The following is an 18,407-nucleotide window of genomic DNA, read 5'->3' as shown; positions in this document are numbered from 1 at the left end:
GGGGGGGCGCGGGCGACCTCCGCGGATGCCGGTCCGCCATGGCCGGCCCCGCGGTTCCCGCGCCCCTGGAAGTCTCCGGCTCAGCCCGCTATACGCGTCGCCGTGGCCTTCTTGAGCTCCACCTCGCGCCTGCGCCTGCGGGCCAGGACCACGCGGCGCTCGGCCGCGGTCAGGCCGCCCCAGACGCCGTACGGCTCGGGCTGGAGCAGGGCGTGCTCGCGGCACTCGATCATCACCGGACAGCGGGCGCACACCCGCTTCGCCGCCTCCTCGCGGGACAGGCGCGCGGCGGTCGGCTCCTTCGACGGCGCGAAGAACAGACCGGCCTCGTCGCGGCGGCACACCGCCTCGGTGTGCCAGGGCGCGTCCTGATCCCTGTCTCGCGCCGGCCCCCGCTGGGCCGGAACGGCGGCTACCTGCAGGGACGAATGCGGCGGTTGCAGCACGGTCTACTCCTGACGACGAATTCGCTAGCGAGAGACGATGCAGCAAGCCCTACCCGTTGTACGCGCGCCTATGCACTGCGTTCCCAACCACCGGCGTACGACGGCCTGTTCGGCGTCAGTCCCCCAGGTACTTGCGCAGCGTCCGGTCGACCTTGCCGTGGGCCCGCTCGACCGTGCCCTGGACCCGGCCGAGGATGTCCGCGACCACCCGGCCGCGCCGGGGGCGCGCCTCCACGTTGCCCAGCACCGACCAGCCGTCGACGTAGATGACGGGGGCGTCCGGCTGCACCGAGTCCATCGTGCTGACCTCGAAGTTGCCCAGCACACTGCCGCCGGTGCCGCGCAGTGACACGTTCTCCGGGACGCGGATCTGGACGTCCCCGAACACCGACACCGCCTTGATCACCACCTGCTGGTACTCGAAGACGGCCTCGCTGAGGTCGATCTCCACGCTGCCGAACACCGCGAACGCGTGCACCCGGCGCCCCGCGCGCCAGCGGCCCCGGCGCACGGCGCTGCTGAAGACGGCCACCACGCTGGTGTCCGCGTCGGCCGGGAGCGAGCCGGGCGGCAGGCGGTGCGGGACGGAGGCGTAGGCGGGCGCCGCCGGGCGCTCGTGCGCGGCGGGCAGGTCGCGTATGAAGACGTCCAGCTCGCCGACGGTCTTGGTGTGCAGCACCCCCTCGATCCGCTCGGCGTGCTCCTCGGCGGTCAGCCGGCCCTCGGCCAGGGCGTCACGGAGGATGTCGGCGACCCGGTCGCGGTCGGCGTCGGAGGCGCGCAGGTCGGCCGGGCGCGGGGCGGTGTCCACGGGCTGCGCGTGCTTCTTGAGGTCCACGACGGCAGCGTACCGAAACGCGATAGATCGCGACTAGGGCCTGTGGACAACTACCGGACCAGGGTGCCTCCCGCCCCGCCCGGCAGCGCCGGAAAGCAGGTGAGTCCTACCTCACCACGGCACTGTCCGAGCCGGGTTCTACGCTGGACAGGCTCGCCAGCGTCGGCGGGCGCCGTCCGTCGATGAAGGAATGGGCTGAGATGCCTGAGTTCGCGTACACCGATCTGCTCCCCCAGGGTGAGGACACCACGCCGTACCGGCTGGTGACCTCCGAGGGCGTGTCCACCGTCGAGGGGCCGGACGGGCGGACGTTCCTCAAGGTGGAGCCGGAGGCGCTGCGCAAGCTGGCCGAGGAGGCCATCCACGACATCCAGCACTACCTGCGCCCCGCCCACCTCGCCCAGCTCCGCCGGATCATCGACGACCCGGAGGCCTCCGGCAACGACAAGTTCGTCGCGCTGGACCTGCTGAAGAACGCGAACATCGCGGCGGCCGGCGTGCTGCCCATGTGCCAGGACACCGGCACCGCGATCGTCATGGGCAAGCGCGGCCAGAACGTGCTGACCGAGGGCGGCGACGAGGCGGCGCTGAGCCGCGGCATCTACGACGCCTACCTGAACCTCAACCTGCGCTACTCGCAGATGGCTCCGCTCACCATGTGGGAGGAGAAGAACACCGGCTCCAACCTCCCCGCGCAGATCGAGCTGTACGCGACCGACGGCGGCGCCTACAAGTTCCTCTTCATGGCCAAGGGCGGCGGCTCGGCCAACAAGTCGTTCCTGTACCAGGAGACGAAGGCCGTCCTGAACGAGTCCTCCATGATGAAGTTCCTGGAGGAGAAGATCCGTTCGCTGGGCACGGCCGCCTGCCCGCCCTACCACCTGGCGATCGTGGTCGGCGGCACCAGCGCCGAGTTCGCGCTGAAGACCGCCAAGTACGCCTCCGCGCACTACCTGGACGAGATTCCCGCCGAGGGCTCCGCGCTCGGTCACGGCTTCCGGGACAAGGAGCTGGAGGAGAAGGTCTTCGAGCTGACCCAGAAGATCGGCATCGGCGCGCAGTTCGGCGGCAAGTACTTCTGCCACGACGTGCGCGTGGTGCGCCTGCCCCGGCACGGCGCCTCCTGCCCGGTCGCCATCGCGGTCTCCTGCTCGGCGGACCGCCAGGCCGTCGCCAAGATCACCGCCGAGGGCGTCTTCCTGGAGCAGCTGGAGACGGACCCGGCGCGCTTCCTGCCGGACACCACGGACGAGCACCTCGACGACGCGAGCGACGTCGTCAAGATCGACCTGAACCAGCCGATGGACGCCATCCTGGCCGAGCTGACACGGCACCCGGTCAAGACCCGGCTCTCGCTCACCGGCCCGCTCGTCGTGGCCCGCGACATCGCGCACGCCAAGATCAAGGAGCGGCTGGACGCGGGCGAGGAGATGCCGCAGTACCTGAAGGACCACCCGGTGTACTACGCGGGCCCGGCCAAGACCCCCGAGGGGTACGCCTCCGGTTCCTTCGGCCCGACCACGGCCGGGCGGATGGACTCCTACGTGGAGCAGTTCCAGGCGGCCGGCGGCTCCAAGGTGATGCTGGCCAAGGGCAACCGCAGCAAGCAGGTCACCGACGCCTGCGACGCCCACGGCGGCTTCTACCTCGGCTCCATCGGCGGCCCCGCCGCCCGCCTCGCCCAGGACTGCATCAAGAAGGTCGAGGTCCTCGAGTACGAGGAACTGGGCATGGAGGCCGTCTGGAAGATCGAGGTCGAGGACTTCCCGGCCTTCATCGTCGTCGACGACAAGGGCAACGACTTCTTCCAGGACCCGGCGCCCGCGCCGACGTTCACGTCGATCCCGGTCCGGGGCCCTGGCCTGGGCTGAGACACCCCCTAGGCTGCCCGCATGACTTCTGCGGCTTATCTCTCCGGGTTGTTCGCGGCGGACGGGCGGGTCGCCGTCGTGACCGGGGGCAGTTCCGGCATCGGACGGGCGATCGCCGAGGCGCTGGCGCGGGCCGGGGCCTCGGTGGTGGTCGTGGCGCGGGACAAGGAGGCGCTGGAGGCCACCCGCGCCCGGCTCGCCGGACTCGGCTGCCGTGCCGGGTGGGTGAGCGCCGACCTGAGCACGCGGGACGGGGTGCGGGCCGCCGCCGAGGAGGCGGCCGGGGTGTTCGGGGAGCCCGACATCCTCGTCAACTGCGCCGGGATCAATCTGCGGCCCCCCTTCAGCGAGTTGAGCGACGAGGAGTGGGACCTCACCCTCGCCGTGAACCTCCGGGCACCGCATCTGCTGAGCCGGCGCTTCGGGCCCGGCATGGCCGAGCGGGGCTTCGGGCGGATCATCCACATCTCCTCCCAGCAGGCGCACCGCGCCTTCGTCCGCTCGGGGGCGTACGGCGTGTCCAAGGGCGCGCTGGAGTCGCTCGCGCGCTCCCAGGCCGAGGAGTGGTCGCCGTCCGGCGTCACCGTCAACACCCTGGTGCCGGGCTTCGTGATGACGCCGCTCAACGCGCGGCTGTCGTCCGACCCGGAGAAGGTGGCGGCGCTTGCCGCGCGGACGATGGTGGGGCGCAACGGTCTCGCCGAGGACTTCGCGGGCGCCGCCGTCTTCCTGGCGAGCCGCGCCTCGGGTTACGTCACCGGCCAGTCCCTCTTCGTGGACGGTGGGTTCTCGGTGCACTGAGGCGTTCCCGGGTGCACCGGGACGTCAGGTGCGCCGGGACGCCGCCCCGTCCGGCCGAGCCCAGGAACATCACGGCGCCCCCGTTCGCTGTACCGGGTATGACCGACGAGTACCGCACCGAGCACGACTCCATGGGCGAGGTCCGCGTCCCCGCCCACGCCAAGTGGCGCGCGCAGACCCAGCGCGCCGTCGAGAACTTCCCCCTGTCCGGGCAGCGTCTGGAGCGGGCGCACATCGAGGCGCTGGCCCGGATCAAGGGCGCGGCGGCGAAGGTGAACGCCGACCTCGGCGTGCTGGACCGGGACGTGGCCGACGCGATCCAGGGGGCGGCCGCCGAGGTCGCGGACGGCACCTGGGACGAGCACTTCCCGGTGGACGTCTTCCAGACCGGCTCCGGCACCTCCTCCAACATGAACGCCAACGAGGTCATCGCCACCCTCGCCGGCGAGCGACTGGGCCGGGACGTGCACCCCAACGACCAGGTCAACGCCTCCCAGTCGTCCAACGACGTCTTCCCGTCCTCGATCCACATCGCGGCCACCACCGCCGTGGTCCACGACCTGATCCCCGCGCTGGAGCACCTCGCCGCGGCTCTCACCCGCAAGGCGGAGGAGTTCGCGGACGTGGTGAAGGCGGGGCGCACGCATCTGATGGACGCCACCCCCGTGACGCTGGGTCAGGAGTTCGGCGGCTATGCGGCGCAGGTGACGTACGGCGTGGAGCGGCTGCGTTCCTCGCTGCCCCGGCTGGCCGAACTCCCGCTGGGCGGCACGGCGGTGGGGACCGGGATCAACACCCCGCCCGGCTTCTCGGCGGCCGTGATCGAGGAGGTGGCGCGGGCGACCGGGCTGCCCTTCACCGAGGCCCGCGACCACTTCGAGGCGCAGGGCGCGCGCGACGGGATCGTGGAGACCAGCGGCCAGCTGCGGACCGTCGCGGTCGGCCTGACGAAGATCGCCAACGATCTGCGCTGGATGTCCTCCGGTCCGCGCACCGGCCTCGCCGAGATCCGCCTGCCCGACCTCCAGCCCGGCTCCTCCATCATGCCGGGCAAGGTCAACCCGGTCGTCCCGGAGGCGGTGCTGATGGTCGCGGCCCAGGTCGTCGGGAACGACGCCACCATCGCCGCGGCCGGCGCCGCCGGGAACTTCGAGCTGAACGTGATGCTCCCGGTCATGGCGAAGAACGTACTGGAGTCGGTGCGGCTGCTGGCCAACGCCTCCCGCCTGCTGGCCGACCGCACCGTCGACGGCATCACCGCCGACCGCGAACGCGCCCGCGAGTACGCGGAGTCCTCCCCCTCGGTCGTGACCCCGCTCAACCGCTACCTGGGCTACGAGGAGGCGGCGCGCATCGCCAAGAAGTCCCTCGCGGAGCGGAAGACCATCCGCGAGGTGGTGCTGGAGGGCGGCTATGTGGAGCGCGGCGACCTGACGCTGGAGCAGTTGGACGAGGCGCTGGATGTCCTGCGGATGACGCACCCGTGACGTCCCGCGAACGGCACCGCCGATTTCCCGCCACCTGTCCGGAAGGGTGACGCGCACCGCAGCATCGGGTGCTTCCGGCACCTAATATCTGTCCATGGCGGACGACGAAGCGGTGAGACGAGCGGAAGCGGGCCCGACGGCGGCGTACTGGACCCCCGGCACCCCGATCCTGTGGCGGTACCGGGAGAACGCGGGCGACGCGTTCCACATCGCGCGTCCCGTCACCGTCGTCCGGGACGACGCCGAGCTGCTCGCCGTATGGCTGGCCCCCGGCACCGAGTGCGTCAAGCCGGTGCTGGCCGACGGCACCCCGGTCCACCTGGAGCCACTGGAGTCCCGCTACACCAGGCCGCGCGTGGTGCGGCGGGACCGCTGGTTCGGCACCGGGGTGCTGAAGCTGGCCCGGCCCGGCGAGCCCTGGTCGGTGTGGCTGTTCTGGGAACCGGGCTGGCGCTTCAAGAACTGGTACGTCAACCTGGAGCAGCCGCTGGCCCGTTGGGCCGGCGGGGTCGACTCCGAGGACCACTTCCTGGACATCTCCGTCCACCCGGACCGCACCTGGCACTGGCGGGACGAGGACGAGTTCGCCCAGGCGCAGCGGGACGGTCTGATGGACGCGGAGACCGCCGGGCGGGTGAAGTCGGCGGGACGGCGGGCGGTGGAGGTGATCGAGGCGTGGGGCTCTCCGTACACCGACGGCTGGCAGCACTGGCGGCCCGATCCGTCCTGGTCGGTGCCCGCGCTTCCGGAGGACTGGGACCGTACGCCCGCGCACGTGTCCTCATGAGACCCTTGATGCGCCCCCGGACCACAACCGTAGGATCGTCCTCCGCAAGGGCACCGAGGTACAACTACCGGAGTCTGCGCAGAGCCTGACCATATGTCACCGAGGGGCGGCAGCACGTGAGCGAGGGGTACGAGGCGGGCGGCGGTGCGGCCGGCGCGGGGTTCACCCGCTCGGCGGAAACCACCCCTGACCACGCGGGAATTCCGTTCCTGGGACACGTAATCGGGGTATCGGGACTTCGGCGGCATCTCCTGCGCGCCCGGCGCGCAGCCCCGGACGGACGGATTCGACACGCGTGACGGAGCAGCCCACTTCCTCCTGCGGACGCCCCCAGCCGGGCGTCGACCCCGCCGTGCGCGGGGCGCTGCTGGGCGCACCGGCCCAGATCCGGGGCGGCGCGGGCACGGGGAAGAACAAGAAGAAGGAGCGCCCAGTCAACGGCCCTGAGCACTCGCAGCCTGCCGCCGCCGAGCCCATGGGGGAACCTCCCGCGCGCGCGAAGTCCAGCGTGGGGGAACACCGTCCGAGGCCCGCGCCGGAGTCCATTCCCGCCCAGCCGGGCGCCGAGCAGGAGCGCGCACCGGGCGGCCAGGAGCGGCGTACCGGCCGCGGCGGCCCGCCCGGACGCCCGATGCCCATGCGCCGCGACGGCGACCGGCTGCGGTTCGTCGGCGCGGCCACCCGGCGCATCGCGCGCGGCCTCGACCTGGACGAGATCGTCATGGGTCTGTGCCGCGCCACGGTGCCCACCTTCTCCGACGCGATCCTGGTCTACCTGCGCGATCCGCTGCCGGTCGGCGACGAGCGGCCCACCGGGCCGGTGGTGCTGCGGCTGCGCCGCACCGACCGCATTCCGGACGAGCGGGAGGCCGAGGGCCTGCTGCTGCCGCCCGCGTTCCCGGAGCCGGACGCCGAGGCGGCGGCGCTGGCCGCGCTCTCGGGCCCGGCCGCGCTGACCGCCGAGCTGTGCGAGGTGCGCCCCGGCGGCGCGCTGAACGAGGTGCTGCGCGGGGTGCGCCCGGTGTTCGCGGACACCCCGGCCGCCCGCGCCGCGCTGCCCGAGCTGCTCGGCGAGGACGGCGAGGCGCTCGTCCCGTCCGGACAGCGGGCGATCCTCGCGCCGCTGCGCGGACGGCGCCGGGTGATCGGCGCGGCGGTGTTCCTGCGCCGTCCGGACCGGCTGGCCTTCGAGGCGGAGGACCTGCTGGTGGCGGCGCAGCTCGCCACGCACAGCGCGCTCGGCATCGACAAGGCGGTGCTGTACGGCCGCGAGGCGTACATCGCCGACGAGCTGCAGCGCACGATGCTCCCCGAGACCCTCCCCCACCCCACCGGTGTCCGGCTGGCCTCGCGTTATCTGCCCGCGGCGGAGACGGCGCGGGTGGGCGGCGACTGGTACGACGCGATCCCGCTGCCGGGCAGCCGGGTGGCGCTGGTGGTGGGTGACGTGATGGGTCACTCCATGACCTCGGCGGCCATCATGGGCCAGCTCCGCACCACCGCGCAGACCCTGGCCGGTCTCGACCTGCCCCCGCAGGAGGTCCTGCACCACCTGGACGAGCAGGCCCAGCGGCTGGGCACGGACCGCATGGCGACCTGCATGTACGCGGTCTACGACCCGGTCGCGCACCGCATCACCATCGCCAACGCCGGCCATCCGCCGCCGGTGCTGCTGCACCTGGGCGGCACCGCCGAGGTGCTGCGGGTGCCGCCGGGCGCGCCGATCGGCGTGGGCGGGGTGGACTTCGAGGCGGTCGAGCTCGACGCGCCCGCCGGGGCCACGCTGCTGCTGTACACCGACGGCCTGGTGGAGTCCCGGCTGCGGGACGTGTGGACGGGCATAGAGCAGTTGCGGGAGCGGCTGACCGCGACCGCGCAACTGACCGGCCCGGACCACCCGCCGCCGCTGGAGGCGCTGTGCGACGAGGTGCTGGACATGCTCGGCCCGGGCGACCGGGACGACGACATCGCCCTGCTCGCGGCCCGCTTCGACGGGATCGCGTCCGACGATGTGCGGTACTGGTCGCTGGACGCGGAGGACGCGGCGCCGGGCAAGGCGCGCCGGCTGGCCCGTACCGCACTGGCCGAGTGGGGCCTCGAGGAGCTCACCGACTCCGTCGAGCTGCTGGTCAGCGAGGTGGTCACCAACGCGGTGCGCTACACCACGCGCCCGGTGACCCTGCGGCTGCTGCGCACGGACGTGCTGCGCTGCGAGGTCGGTGACGACGTGCCGCAGCTTCCCCGGCTGTGCCAGGCGAGAGCCACCGACGAGGGCGGCCGGGGCCTGTACCTGGTCAACAAGCTGGCCCGGCGCTGGGGCGCGACCCGGCTCAGCGTCGGCAAGGTCGTCTGGTTCGAGCTGCACCGCGGCTGACCCCCGTCCCCTGCGACGCCGAGGGGCGCCCGGCATCACGCCGGGCGCCCCTCATCTGTCCGGCGCCTACTGGCTCTTGTCCCGCTGGGCCGGGTCGAACGGGTTGCGCGGGGTGAGGCCCCCGGACGGCGGCGGGGTGGTCGGCGTCTGGGTCGGGCTCTGGCTGGGCGGTGCCGAGGTCGGGGTGTCGCTCGGGGTCTCGCTGGGCGTCTCGGACGGGGCCTTCGAGGTGGGCGGTTCGCTGCTCGGGGTCTGCGACGGCGTCTGGGACGGGGTGTTGCTGGGGGTCGGCGGCGGGGTCGGGGCGACGGCGGCACCCTGGGCGGTGTCGAGGTCGAACCGGGCCTGCCGGGTCACGCCGAAGGTGTAGGCAGCCCAGATCTGGGCCGGGGGCCCGCCGCCGTTGACGCGGCCGCCGCCGAGGGCGCCCTTGAGCGAGACATGGGCGAAGCGCGTGACCTTCTCGCCCTCGCAGCCGGTGACTCCGTCCTTGTGCGCCTCGCCGAACAGGCCGACGGAGGTGACGAGATCGGGGGTGTAACCGGTGAACCAGGCCGAGCGGTCGCAGTCGGAGGTACCGGTCTTGCCCGCCACCTGCTGCCCGGCCCGCAGCGGGTTGTTGGCCACGGACTGCCGGGCGGTGCCGTCGTCGACGACGCCGGTGAGCACGGAGGTCACGGTGTCGGCGGTGGTGCGGTCGAGCACCCGCTCGCCGACCGGGCTCGGCAGCTGGACCGTACGGCCCTGCTGCTCCGCCGACTTGATGATGCTCGGGGTGACCTTGCGGCCGTGGTTGTCGAGGGTGGCGTACATGCCCGCCATCTCCATCGGGCTCGCGCCCATGGAGCCGAGGGTCTGCGCGGGCACCGCCTGCATGCCCTCGGTGTCCATGCCGAGCCGCCCCGCGGTGTCCATCACCTTGTCCATGCCGACGTCCACGCCCATCTGCGCGAACACGGAGTTGACGGACTTGTTCATGGCCGTCTGGACGCTGATCGGGCCGTAGTCGGCGTCGTCCTCGTTGGGCGGGGCGAAGCCGACGCGGGAGCCGTGGTCGAGGACCTGGCGGCGGCTGGTGCCGTCGTAGACCGTGTCGGCGCCGATGAGGGTGCCGCTCTGGGTGGTGGCGCCGTGCTCCAGCGCGGCCGCGAGGATGACCGGCTTGAAGGTGGAGGCGGGCTGGTAGTCGCGGCGGGCCGCGTTGCTGAAGAAGTGGTCGTAGTAGTCACGGCCGCCGTACAGCGCCACGATCCGGCCCGTCTTCGGGTCGACGGAGACCGCTCCGGCCTGGACGTCGGCGTCGATGGGGCGCCGCTTCGGGTCGAGCTTGCCGGTGAGCTGGGACTTGACCGACTTCTCCAGCGCGGCCTGCTTCTTGCGGTCCACGTTGAGGGTGATGGTCCAGCCCTGGCCCTCGACCTTGGCCTCGGCCTCCGAGCGGGAGATGCCCTCCTGCTTCATGAGCTGGTGCTGGAGCTGGGAGTTGGCCAGCTGGACCAGGTAGCCCTTCTGCCCCTCCATGCCGGGCGCGCCCTTGGGCGGCTTGGGCACGGGGAACTTCAGGGCGGCGCGCGTGCCCGGGTCGAGCCAGTGCTCCTTGACCATGTTGTTCAGGACGTAGTTCCACCGGTCGGTGACCAGCCGCTTGCCGGTCGGGGTGGCGGTGGACCAGTCGTACTGGCTGGGGGCCTGGAGGAGGGCGGCGAGGTAGGCGCCCTGCTGGACGGTGAGGTCCTGGGCGTCGACGCGGTAGTACGCCTGGGCCGCGGCCTGGATGCCGTAGGCCCCGCGGCCGTAGTAGCTGGTGTTGATGTACCCGGCGAGGATCTCGTCCTTGGACTTCTCGCGCTCCACCTTCAGCGAGATGACCATCTCCTTGAGCTTGCGGGAGACGGTCTGGTCCTGGCTCAGGTAGTAGTTCTTGACGTACTGCTGGGTGATGGTCGACCCGCCCTGCTTGCCGCGGCCCGCGAGGGTGTTGAGCAGGCCGCGCGCGGTGCCCTTCAGGTCGACGCCGGGGTCGGTGTAGAAGGACTTGTTCTCGGCGGCGACGAAGCTCAGCTGGACCTTGCGGGGCACCTTGGAGAGGTCGACTATCTCCCGGTTGACCTCGCCGTCGCGGGCGAGGACCGTGCCGTCGCTGTACTTGTAGACGTTGCTCTGCCGCTGGGCGGCCGCGTTGCCCGCGGGCACGTCGACCGACATGTACAGCGCGGCGAAGCCGGCCATGCACAGCAGGCAGAAGCCGAAGACCGTGCCGAGGATCTTCTTCCAGGTGAAGAGCCGGCGTATTCGGCCCTTGGCGGGCTTGCCGCCGGGGCCGCCGGAGGGTTCGGAGGCCAGGGCTGCCGAACGGCGTCCGGGTGCCGCGCGGTGGCCGCCGCGCTGTCGCGCTCGTCTCTCGTCCGCTCGTCCCATGGGTCCCTTGGCTCCGCTTCCGTCTCGGGGTCAGCTCCGAAAGCTAACACCCCTCTATGTGACAAAGAGCGCCCGATCCACTCTTTTACGGACGTGAGAATGAGCACCCACCCCAAAGGAACCGACGGGCAGGAAGGGTTCGAGGTTGCCCGTGGGAACGCCCGAAAAAGCGGAGTTGCCCGTTCCGACCACCCCTATGCATCGAGGGTATACACCGTGTGTAGAGTGCTCGCCATGTCCATCGGTCACACCCTTCTGGGACTCCTGGAGTCCGGCCCCCGGCACGGCTACGACCTCAAGCGCGCCTTCGACGACACCTTCGGCCACGACCGGCCGCTCGCCTACGGGCAGGTCTACGCGACCATGTCCCGCCTGCTGAAGAACGGCCTCGTGGAGGTCGAGGGCATCGAGGCGGGCGACGGACCCGACCGGAAACGGTATGCCATCACCGACGCCGGCATCACGGACGTCGAGCACTGGCTCGCCAGCCCCGAGAAGCCGGAGGACTACCTCCGCTCGACCCTGTACACCAAGGTCGTACTGGCCCTGCTGACCCACCGCGACGCCGCCGACGTCCTCGACACCCAGCGCTCCGAGCACCTGCGCACCATGCGCGTGCTCACCGACCGCAAGCGCAAGGGCGACCTGGCCGACCAGTTGATCTGCGACCACGCCCTGTTCCATCTGGAGGCCGACCTCAGATGGCTGGAACTGACCGCGGCACGCCTCGACAGACTGCGCGCGGAGGTGGTCGCGTGACCCCGCCCGAGGGCTCCCTGCTCGTCGCCCGGGGCCTGCGCAAGTCCTACGGCCCCACCGCGGCCCTGGACGGCGCCGCCTTCTCGGTCCACCCCGGCGAGGTCGTCGCCGTGATGGGCCCCTCCGGCTCCGGCAAGTCCACGCTGCTGCACTGCCTCGCCGGGATCGTCCGGCCCGACTCCGGCTCGATCACCTACGCCGGACGCGAGCTGACCACCATGAGCGACGGCGAGCGCAGCGCCCTCCGGCGCGGCGAGTTCGGCTTCGTCTTCCAGTTCGGCCAGCTCGTACCGGAGTTGACCTGCGTGGAGAACGTGGCGCTGCCGCTGCGGCTCAACGGCACCTCCCGCAAGGAGGCGGAACGGGCCGCGCTCACCTGGATGGAGCGCCTCGAGGTGGACGGCCTGCGGCGCAAGCGGCCCGGCGAGGTCTCCGGCGGGCAGGGCCAGCGGGTCGCGGTGGCGCGGGCGCTGGTCACCGGGCCTCGCGTGCTGTTCGCGGACGAGCCGACCGGCGCGCTGGACTCGCTCAACGGCGAGCGGGTGATGGAGCTGCTCACCGACGCCGCCCGCTCGACCAACGCGGCCGTCGTCCTCGTCACCCACGAGGCACGGGTGGCGGCCTGGTCCGACCGCGAGATCGTCGTGCGCGACGGCCGGTCGCGGGACATGGAGCGCAGCGCATGAGCGTGCGGCAGTACGCCCGTGACCTGGGGATGGGGGCCCGGTTCGCCGTGACCGGGGGGCGCGAGGGGTGGGTCCGTACGGCGCTGACCGCGGTCGGTGTCGGTATGGGTGTGGCGCTGCTGCTGCTCACCACCGCGCTGCCCGGCGTCGTCTCCGCGCGCCACGCGGTGGAGGAGGCCCGGACCGACTACACGTTCGCCGTGCACCCGCGCCCCAAGGGCGACGACACCCTGCTGCTGGCGGACACCGGCACCTGGTGGCGGACCAAGTCCATCCGCGGCCGCCTCCTCGAACCCGAGGGCCCGAAGGCCCCGCTGCCGCCGGGCGTGGACCACTTCCCCGCCAGGGGCGAGATGCTGGTCTCCCCCGCGCTGGGCGAACTCCTCGCCTCCGGCGACGCCGGGCTGCTGCGCGAGCGGCTGCCGTACCGGATCACCGGGACCATCGGCGCCAAGGGGCTGCTGGGTCCGCGCGAACTCGTCTACTACGCGGGCGCCGAGGGGCTGAAGCCGAAGGCCGGGGGTGCCCGGACCGAGCGGCTGCGCGCCTTCGGCGACCCGCAGCCGGACACCGCACAGGCTGATCCGGTGCTGCTGATGATGGTGCTGGTCGTGTTCGTGGTGCTGCTGATGCCGGTCGCGGTGTTCATCGCCGCCGCCGTGCGCTTCGGCGGCGAGCGGCGCGACCGCAGGCTGGCCGCGCTGCGGCTGGTGGGCGCCGACGGCCGCACCACCCGGCGGATCGCGGCGGGCGAGGCGCTGGCCGGCTCGCTGATCGGCCTGGTCATCGGCGCGGGCCTCTTCCTGGCCGGACGGCAGCTCGCCGGGTCGGTGACGGTCATGGGCGAGAGCTTCTACCCCGCCTACCTCGACCCCTCTCCCCTGCTCGCCCTGCTGGTCGCCCTCGCGGTCCCGGCCTGCGCGGTGCTGGTGACGCTGCTCGCCATGCGCGGGGTGGTCATCGAGCCGCTCGGCGTGGTCCGTACCGCCGTGCCCGCCCGGCGCCGGCTGTGGTGGCGGCTGCTGCTGCCGCTCGCCGGGCTGGCGCTGCTCTACCCGATGATCGGCCAGGGCCGTTCGGACGGCGACTTCAACCAGTACCTCGTCATCGCCGGTGTCCTGCTGTTCCTGATCGGCGTCACCGCCCTGCTGCCCTGGCTGGTGGAGCGCGCCGTCGCCCGGCTCGACCCGGGCCCGCTGTCCTGGCAACTCGCCGTGCGCCGACTCCAGTTGAGCAGCGGTACGGCGGCGCGCACGGTCAACGGCGTCGCGGTCGCGGTGGCCGGTGCCATCGCCCTCCAGATGCTGTTCGCGGGCGTGCAGGGCCAGTACGAGAAGAACACCGGGAAGGACCCCTCCCGCGCCCAGCTGGAGATCGCCCTCTCCGACCACAGCCGCGTCGGCCCGGCCGCCGCCGCGGTCGCCCGGACCAAGGGGGTACGGGCCTCGGTGGGACTGGCCACCGCCTCGCTCGGCGAGAAGCCGCAGGACGCGGACGCCGCCCTCGACGTGATCGTGGGCGACTGCGCCTCGCTGCGGGAGCTGGCGCACCTGCCGTCCTGCCGCGACGGCGACACCTTCGCCCTCGCCGGCCCGGACTTCCGCACCGAGTTCGACCGCGCCTCCCGCGACGCCGTGCTGCGTCCCGGCCACGACGCCTACATCGACCCCGGGTACGCCGACATCCAGGGTCTCTCGGTGCCGGTCGCGATACCGGAGCACCTGCGCTGGGCGACCGCGCGAGGGGACTCGCTGATGCCCCGCGCCAACGGCCTGCTGGTCACCCCGGCCGCGCTCCCGAAGGCAGCCGAACCGGCGCTGTCCGGCGAGGTCTTCGTACGGATGGACCAGGCGCTGCCGGACGCGCAGGAGTACGTGCGCAACACCGCGGCGCGGGTCGACCCGGTCGCGGACATCATGGCCGTGACGCCGACCGAGACGTCCGCCCGGTACACCTCGCTGCGCACCGGCATGCTGATCGGCGCGTCCTGTGTGCTGATGCTGATCGGGGCGAGCCTGCTGGTCTCCCAGCTGGAGCAGTTGCGCGAGCGGCGCAAGCTGCTGTCGGCGCTGGTCGCGTTCGGCACCCGGCGCCGCACACTGGGCCTGTCGGTGCTGTGGCAGTCGGCCCTCCCGATCACGCTGGGCCTGCTGCTGGCCACGGCGGTGGGCGTGAGCCTCGGCGCGGTGCTGCTGCGGATGTCGGCGGCCGAGGTGACCGTGGTCTGGCCCGACGTCCTGGCGCTGACCGGCGTCGGCGCGGGCGTCGTCCTCGCGGTCACCCTCCTCACCCTGCCGCCCCTGCTCCGCATGACCCGCCCCGACGGACTGCGTACCGAGTGACCGCTCAGTCCGCCGCGCCCACGATCCGTACGGGCAGTGGGGTCATCGCCTCGCGCAGGGCCTCGGCCAGTTCCTCGTACTCGGCGGAACGGGCCGCGGCCGTGCGCATGGCGAGGGCGATCCGGCGGCTCGGGGCCGGACCGGCGAAGGAGCTGGTAAGGACCCTGCTGCCACGGGTCGCCTCCAGCCGTATCGCGGTGCGCGGCAGCAGGGTGCAGCCGAGGCCGCCCGCGACCAGCTGGACCAGGGTGGAGAGTCCGGCGGCGGTCGTGGTGACCGGGGCCGCGCCGCCGCCCCGGATCTCCCGGCCGGCTTCCCGGCAGATCTCCAGCGCCTGGTCGCGCAGGCAGTGCCCCTCGTCCAGCAGCAGCAGATTGAGCTCGCGCAGCGCCTCGCGCGGGATGCCGCTGCGGCAGCCGAGTTCATGACCGAGCGGCGTGACGAGCACGAAGTCCTCGTCGAAGAGCGGGAGTTCGCTCACACCGGGCACGCCGAGCGGTACCGCGAGCAGCAGCAGGTCGAGCCGCCCGGAGTGCAGCCCCTCCAGCAGGCTGGCGGTCTGCTCCTCGTGCACCTGGAGGTCGAGCTGCGGATAGCGCTCGTGCACCAGCCGGAGCACGGTCGGCAGCAGATAGGGGGCGACGGTCGGGATGGCGCCGAGCCGCAGCACCCCGGTGAAGGGCGCCCGTACCGCCTCGGCCTCCTCCAGCAGCGCGGCCATCTCGGCCAGCACCGCCTTGGCCCGCACCGCGAGCCGCTCCCCGGCGGTCGAGAGCAGCACCTTGCGGGTCGTACGCTCCACCAGGGCCACGCCGAGGGTCTCCTCCAGCGCGGCGACCGCACCGGACAGCGCGGGCTGGCTCACCCCGATGGCGGCGGCCGCGTCCCGGAAGTGCAGATGCTCGGCGACCGCGGTGAAGGCACGCAGCTGCGCCAGGGTCGGCTGCTTCCGTTTGCCACTACTGATGGTCACTGATAGCCACCTCCGATCAACCAGACCGAGTGTAGCTATTTCACTAATCAATCCACCCTGTGCCACCATCGGCCCAGTCCAACCCATGGGAGACATCCCGCAAGCTGGGGTGTCCCCGCGCTGCAAGGAGAGCACGTGCTCACTGTCGGTGACAAGTTCCCCGAGTTCGAACTGACCGCCTGCGTCTCGCTGGAGAAGGGCAAGGAGTTCGGGACGATCGACCACAAGACCTACGAGGGCAAGTGGAAGATCGTCTTCGCGTGGCCCAAGGACTTCACCTTCGTGTGCCCGACCGAGATCGCCGCCTTCGGCAAGCTGAACGACGAGTTCGCCGACCGTGACGCGCAGGTCCTCGGCTTCTCCGGTGACTCCGAGTTCGTCCACCACGCCTGGCGCAAGGACCACCCGGACCTGACCGACCTGCCGTTCCCGATGATGGCCGACTCCAAGCACGAGCTGATGCGCGACCTGGGCATCGAGGGCGAGGACGGCTTCGCCAAGCGCGCCGTCTTCATCGTCGACCAGAACAACGAGATCCAGTTCACCATGGTGACCGCCGGCTCCGTCGGCCGTAACCCCAAGGAGGTCCTGCGGGTCCTCGACGCCCTCCAGACGGACGAGCTGTGCCCGTGCAACTGGAGCAAGGGCGACGAGACCCTGGACCCCGTCGCGCTGCTGGCGGGTGAGTGATCCATGTCCCTCGACTCGCTGAAGTCCCGCGTCCCGGACTACGCCAAGGACCTGAAGCTCAACCTGGGTTCGGTCATCGGCAACTCCGACCTCCCCGCGCAGCAGCTCTGGGGCGCCGTGCTGGCGACCGCGATCGCCTCGCGCTCCCCCATCGTGCTGCGTGAGCTGGAGCCGGACGCGAAGGCGGCCCTCTCGCCCGAGGCGTACGACGCGGCCAAGTCCGCCGCCGCCATCATGGCGATGAACAACGTCTTCTACCGCACCCGGCACCTGCTGTCGGACCACGAGTACGGCACCCTGCGCGCCGGTCTGCGGATGAACGTCATCGGCAACCCCGGCGTCGACAAGGTCGACTTCGAGCTGTGGTCCTTCGCGGTCTCCGCGATCAACGGCTGCGGCCTGTGCCTCGACTCGCACGAGCAGGTGCTCCGCAAGGCCGGTGTCGAGCGCGAGGTGATCCAGGAGGCGTTCAAGATCGCCTCGGTGATCCAGGCGGTCGGCGTCACCCTCGACGCCGAGGCCGTCCTCGCCGAGTAGTACCCCGCCCGAAGGCCCCGCTCACACCTGCTGAGCGGGGCCTTCGGTGGTTTCACGGGTGTCCTCGGGGGCGGTGCCGGCCGGCTCCGCCTCGGCGGGGACGGCGCTCTCGTCCCCGGCCGCCGCGGCCGCCGGGTCCCCGATCTCCGTCGCCGGCCAGTCCTGCTCGACCGAGTACTTCCGCAGGTACCCCACCACCGTGTTCGTCACGGCCACCAGCGGTACGGCGACCACCGCGCCGCCGATGCCGGCCACCATGCCGCCGGCCGCGACCGTGAGGACCACCGCGAGCGGATGGACCCGCACCGCCCGGCCCAGGATGAACGGCTGGAGGACGTGCCCCTCGATCTGCTGGACCGCGAGCACCACCACCAGTGTCATCAGGGCGGTGAACACACCCTGCGTCACCAGCGCGACGACGATGGCGAGCGCGCCGGAGGCGACCGCGCCGACGAGCGGGATGAACGAGAACAGGAAGATGAAGACCGCCAGCGGCACCGCCATCGGCACGTCGAGGAAGTAGATGCCGAGGCCGATGAATATGGCGTCGATCAGCGCGACCAGCACCGTCCCCCGCACGTACGCGGTCAGGGTGGCCCAGGCGCGCGGACCGGCACCGGCCACGCCCGGACGGGCGGCGGCGGGGACCAGCTTCAGGAACCACTCCCAGATCCGCCTGCCGTCGTAGAGCAGGAAGAGCGTGGAGAAGAAGACCAGCAGGATGCCGGTCAGCGCCTCGACGACGACCTGAACTCCTTCGAGACCGGCCGACGTTATCTGGTCGGTGTTGGCTCCGACGGCCTCACGCAGGTTCTTGGCGATCTGGTTGATCTGCTTGTCGGTGACGTGGAACGGGCTCTTCAGCAGCCAGTTGCGCAGATCGTCGATGCCGTTCTGGATCTGGCTGGAGAGGGTGTCGATGTTCTCCATGACCTGCCAGGTCACGAACCAACCCAGCAGCCCGATGATCACGAAGCCCGATATGGCGGTGAGCGCCGTCGACGGACCGCGCGGCATGCCGTACCGCATCAGCCGGGCCACGGTCGGCTGGAGCAGCGCGGTCACCAGCAGCGCGACCACGAAGGCGAACACCACGAGCTGCACGGCGCTGATGACCCGCATCAGCACCCAGACCGTGCCGGCCAGCACCAGCAGGCGCCAGCCCGCCTCGGCCGCGACCCGCACTCCCCACGGCACGGCGTGCGCGGGGTCGGGGCGCGGAGCGGACGGAGCCGGGCGCGGCGCGGGTACGGCCACCGCCTCGGGAGGGCCCTGGGGTCCGGCGTGCTCCTTCTGGACCTCGGCGCGGCGCTCGTCCAGGCGCTCGCTCATCTCGGTCAGCCCGGCACCGAGCCGGCCGAGCCATCCTGGCATTCGCGTCATGTTCCGTACCCTTCC

The 18,407-nt window shown here is 72.0% G+C and carries 15 protein-coding genes; 10 read left to right on the top strand and 5 right to left on the bottom strand.

The genetic code is table 11. From position 1 onward, the window contains the following. Window positions 1–80: 80 nt before the first annotated feature. Window positions 81–446 (bottom strand): WhiB family transcriptional regulator, encoded by a 366-nt coding sequence (locus tag EV284_RS08580; protein WP_130331963.1) that lies wholly within the window; start codon window positions 444–446, stop codon window positions 81–83. 115 nt (window positions 447–561) lie between these two features. Further along, a complete protein-coding gene (locus EV284_RS08575) occupies window positions 562–1,284 on the bottom strand; it encodes a DUF1707 domain-containing protein (RefSeq protein ID WP_130331961.1) in 723 nt (240 codons plus the stop codon). 200 nt (window positions 1,285–1,484) lie between these two features. Here EV284_RS08575 and EV284_RS08570 point away from each other — a divergent pair, with 200 nt between their 5' ends. From EV284_RS08570 to EV284_RS08550, 5 genes are all read left to right on the top strand, one after another. Next, the gene (locus tag EV284_RS08570) at window positions 1,485–3,155 is read left to right on the top strand and encodes a fumarate hydratase (protein ID WP_130331959.1); all 1,671 of its coding nucleotides are present in this window, start codon (window positions 1,485–1,487) and stop codon (window positions 3,153–3,155) included. A 21-nt stretch (window positions 3,156–3,176) separates the two neighbouring features. After that, window positions 3,177–3,956: an SDR family oxidoreductase gene (locus EV284_RS08565; protein ID WP_130331957.1), complete on the top strand. Its 780-nt coding sequence runs from the start codon at window positions 3,177–3,179 to the stop codon at window positions 3,954–3,956. Window positions 3,957–4,054: 98 nt separating this feature from the next. After that, the gene (locus EV284_RS08560) at window positions 4,055–5,443 is read left to right on the top strand and encodes a class II fumarate hydratase (protein ID WP_130331955.1); all 1,389 of its coding nucleotides are present in this window, start codon (window positions 4,055–4,057) and stop codon (window positions 5,441–5,443) included. Window positions 5,444–5,537: 94 nt separating this feature from the next. Beyond that, complete coding sequence (locus tag EV284_RS08555; RefSeq protein ID WP_130331953.1) at window positions 5,538–6,230, top strand: DUF402 domain-containing protein; 693 nt, start codon at window positions 5,538–5,540, stop codon at window positions 6,228–6,230. Between the two features lie 295 nt (window positions 6,231–6,525). After that, the gene (locus tag EV284_RS08550; RefSeq protein ID WP_130331951.1) at window positions 6,526–8,604 is read left to right on the top strand and encodes a SpoIIE family protein phosphatase; all 2,079 of its coding nucleotides are present in this window, start codon (window positions 6,526–6,528) and stop codon (window positions 8,602–8,604) included. Window positions 8,605–8,670: 66 nt separating this feature from the next. Here the strand turns inward: EV284_RS08550 and EV284_RS08545 are convergent, their stop codons facing one another. Further along, window positions 8,671–11,022, bottom strand: coding sequence for a transglycosylase domain-containing protein (locus EV284_RS08545; protein WP_130331949.1), 2,352 nt, complete (start codon window positions 11,020–11,022; stop codon window positions 8,671–8,673). Window positions 11,023–11,256: 234 nt separating this feature from the next. Between EV284_RS08545 and EV284_RS08540 the strand changes: the two genes are divergently transcribed. From EV284_RS08540 to EV284_RS08530, 3 genes are read left to right on the top strand one after another with little or no spacing between them, the layout of a single operon-like run. Further along, window positions 11,257–11,781, top strand: a complete 525-nt coding sequence (locus EV284_RS08540; RefSeq protein WP_130331947.1) for a PadR family transcriptional regulator — start codon at window positions 11,257–11,259, stop codon at window positions 11,779–11,781. Further along, window positions 11,778–12,467 (top strand): ABC transporter ATP-binding protein, encoded by a 690-nt coding sequence (locus tag EV284_RS08535; protein ID WP_130331945.1) that lies wholly within the window; start codon window positions 11,778–11,780, stop codon window positions 12,465–12,467. The genes EV284_RS08540 and EV284_RS08535 overlap by 4 nt, the downstream gene beginning before the upstream one ends. Next, on the top strand, window positions 12,464–14,809 hold the full coding sequence (locus tag EV284_RS08530) for an FtsX-like permease family protein (RefSeq protein ID WP_130331943.1): 2,346 nt from the start codon (window positions 12,464–12,466) through the stop codon (window positions 14,807–14,809). The genes EV284_RS08535 and EV284_RS08530 overlap by 4 nt, the downstream gene beginning before the upstream one ends. 4 nt (window positions 14,810–14,813) lie before the next feature. Here EV284_RS08530 and EV284_RS08525 read toward each other — a convergent pair whose 3' ends face one another. Next, entirely contained in the window at window positions 14,814–15,782 is a 969-nt protein-coding gene (locus EV284_RS08525) for a hydrogen peroxide-inducible genes activator (protein ID WP_242625627.1), read from the bottom strand. 135 nt (window positions 15,783–15,917) lie between these two features. Between EV284_RS08525 and EV284_RS08520 the strand changes: the two genes are divergently transcribed. After that, window positions 15,918–16,472: a peroxiredoxin gene (locus tag EV284_RS08520; protein WP_130331938.1), complete on the top strand. Its 555-nt coding sequence runs from the start codon at window positions 15,918–15,920 to the stop codon at window positions 16,470–16,472. Between the two features lie 3 nt (window positions 16,473–16,475). Continuing rightward, complete coding sequence (locus EV284_RS08515; protein WP_130331936.1) at window positions 16,476–17,009, top strand: alkyl hydroperoxide reductase; 534 nt, start codon at window positions 16,476–16,478, stop codon at window positions 17,007–17,009. A gap of 21 nt (window positions 17,010–17,030) precedes the next feature. Here the strand turns inward: EV284_RS08515 and EV284_RS08510 are convergent, their stop codons facing one another. Beyond that, window positions 17,031–18,392 carry an AI-2E family transporter gene (locus EV284_RS08510; protein ID WP_130331934.1) on the bottom strand — a complete coding sequence of 454 codons (1,362 nt, stop codon included), beginning with the start codon at window positions 18,390–18,392 and terminating at the stop codon, window positions 17,031–17,033. Between the last annotated feature and the right edge of the window lie 15 nt (window positions 18,393–18,407).

This window comes from Streptomyces sp. BK022, from assembly GCF_004217355.1.
Classification (GTDB): domain Bacteria; phylum Actinomycetota; class Actinomycetes; order Streptomycetales; family Streptomycetaceae; genus Streptomyces; species Streptomyces griseoluteus.
The sequence above is the reverse complement of the archived record's forward strand: the minus strand, read 5'-3'. Positions and strand labels throughout refer to the sequence as shown.

What these genes read in the sequence shown, in the direction of transcription:
- EV284_RS08570 (WP_130331959.1), top strand. Translation starts at nt 1,485, where the DNA reads ATGCCTGAGTTCGCGTACACCGATCTGCTCCCCCAGGGTGAGGACACC.
- EV284_RS08540 (WP_130331947.1), top strand. Translation starts at nt 11,257, where the DNA reads ATGTCCATCGGTCACACCCTTCTGGGACTCCTGGAGTCCGGCCCCCGG.
- EV284_RS08555 (WP_130331953.1), top strand. Translation starts at nt 5,538, where the DNA reads ATGGCGGACGACGAAGCGGTGAGACGAGCGGAAGCGGGCCCGACGGCG.
- EV284_RS08515 (WP_130331936.1), top strand. Translation starts at nt 16,476, where the DNA reads ATGTCCCTCGACTCGCTGAAGTCCCGCGTCCCGGACTACGCCAAGGAC.
- EV284_RS08530 (WP_130331943.1), top strand. Translation starts at nt 12,464, where the DNA reads ATGAGCGTGCGGCAGTACGCCCGTGACCTGGGGATGGGGGCCCGGTTC.
- EV284_RS08545 (WP_130331949.1), bottom strand. Translation starts at nt 11,022, where the DNA reads ATGGGACGAGCGGACGAGAGACGAGCGCGACAGCGCGGCGGCCACCGC.
- EV284_RS08510 (WP_130331934.1), bottom strand. Translation starts at nt 18,392, where the DNA reads ATGACGCGAATGCCAGGATGGCTCGGCCGGCTCGGTGCCGGGCTGACC.
- EV284_RS08560 (WP_130331955.1), top strand. Translation starts at nt 4,055, where the DNA reads ATGACCGACGAGTACCGCACCGAGCACGACTCCATGGGCGAGGTCCGC.
- EV284_RS08565 (WP_130331957.1), top strand. Translation starts at nt 3,177, where the DNA reads ATGACTTCTGCGGCTTATCTCTCCGGGTTGTTCGCGGCGGACGGGCGG.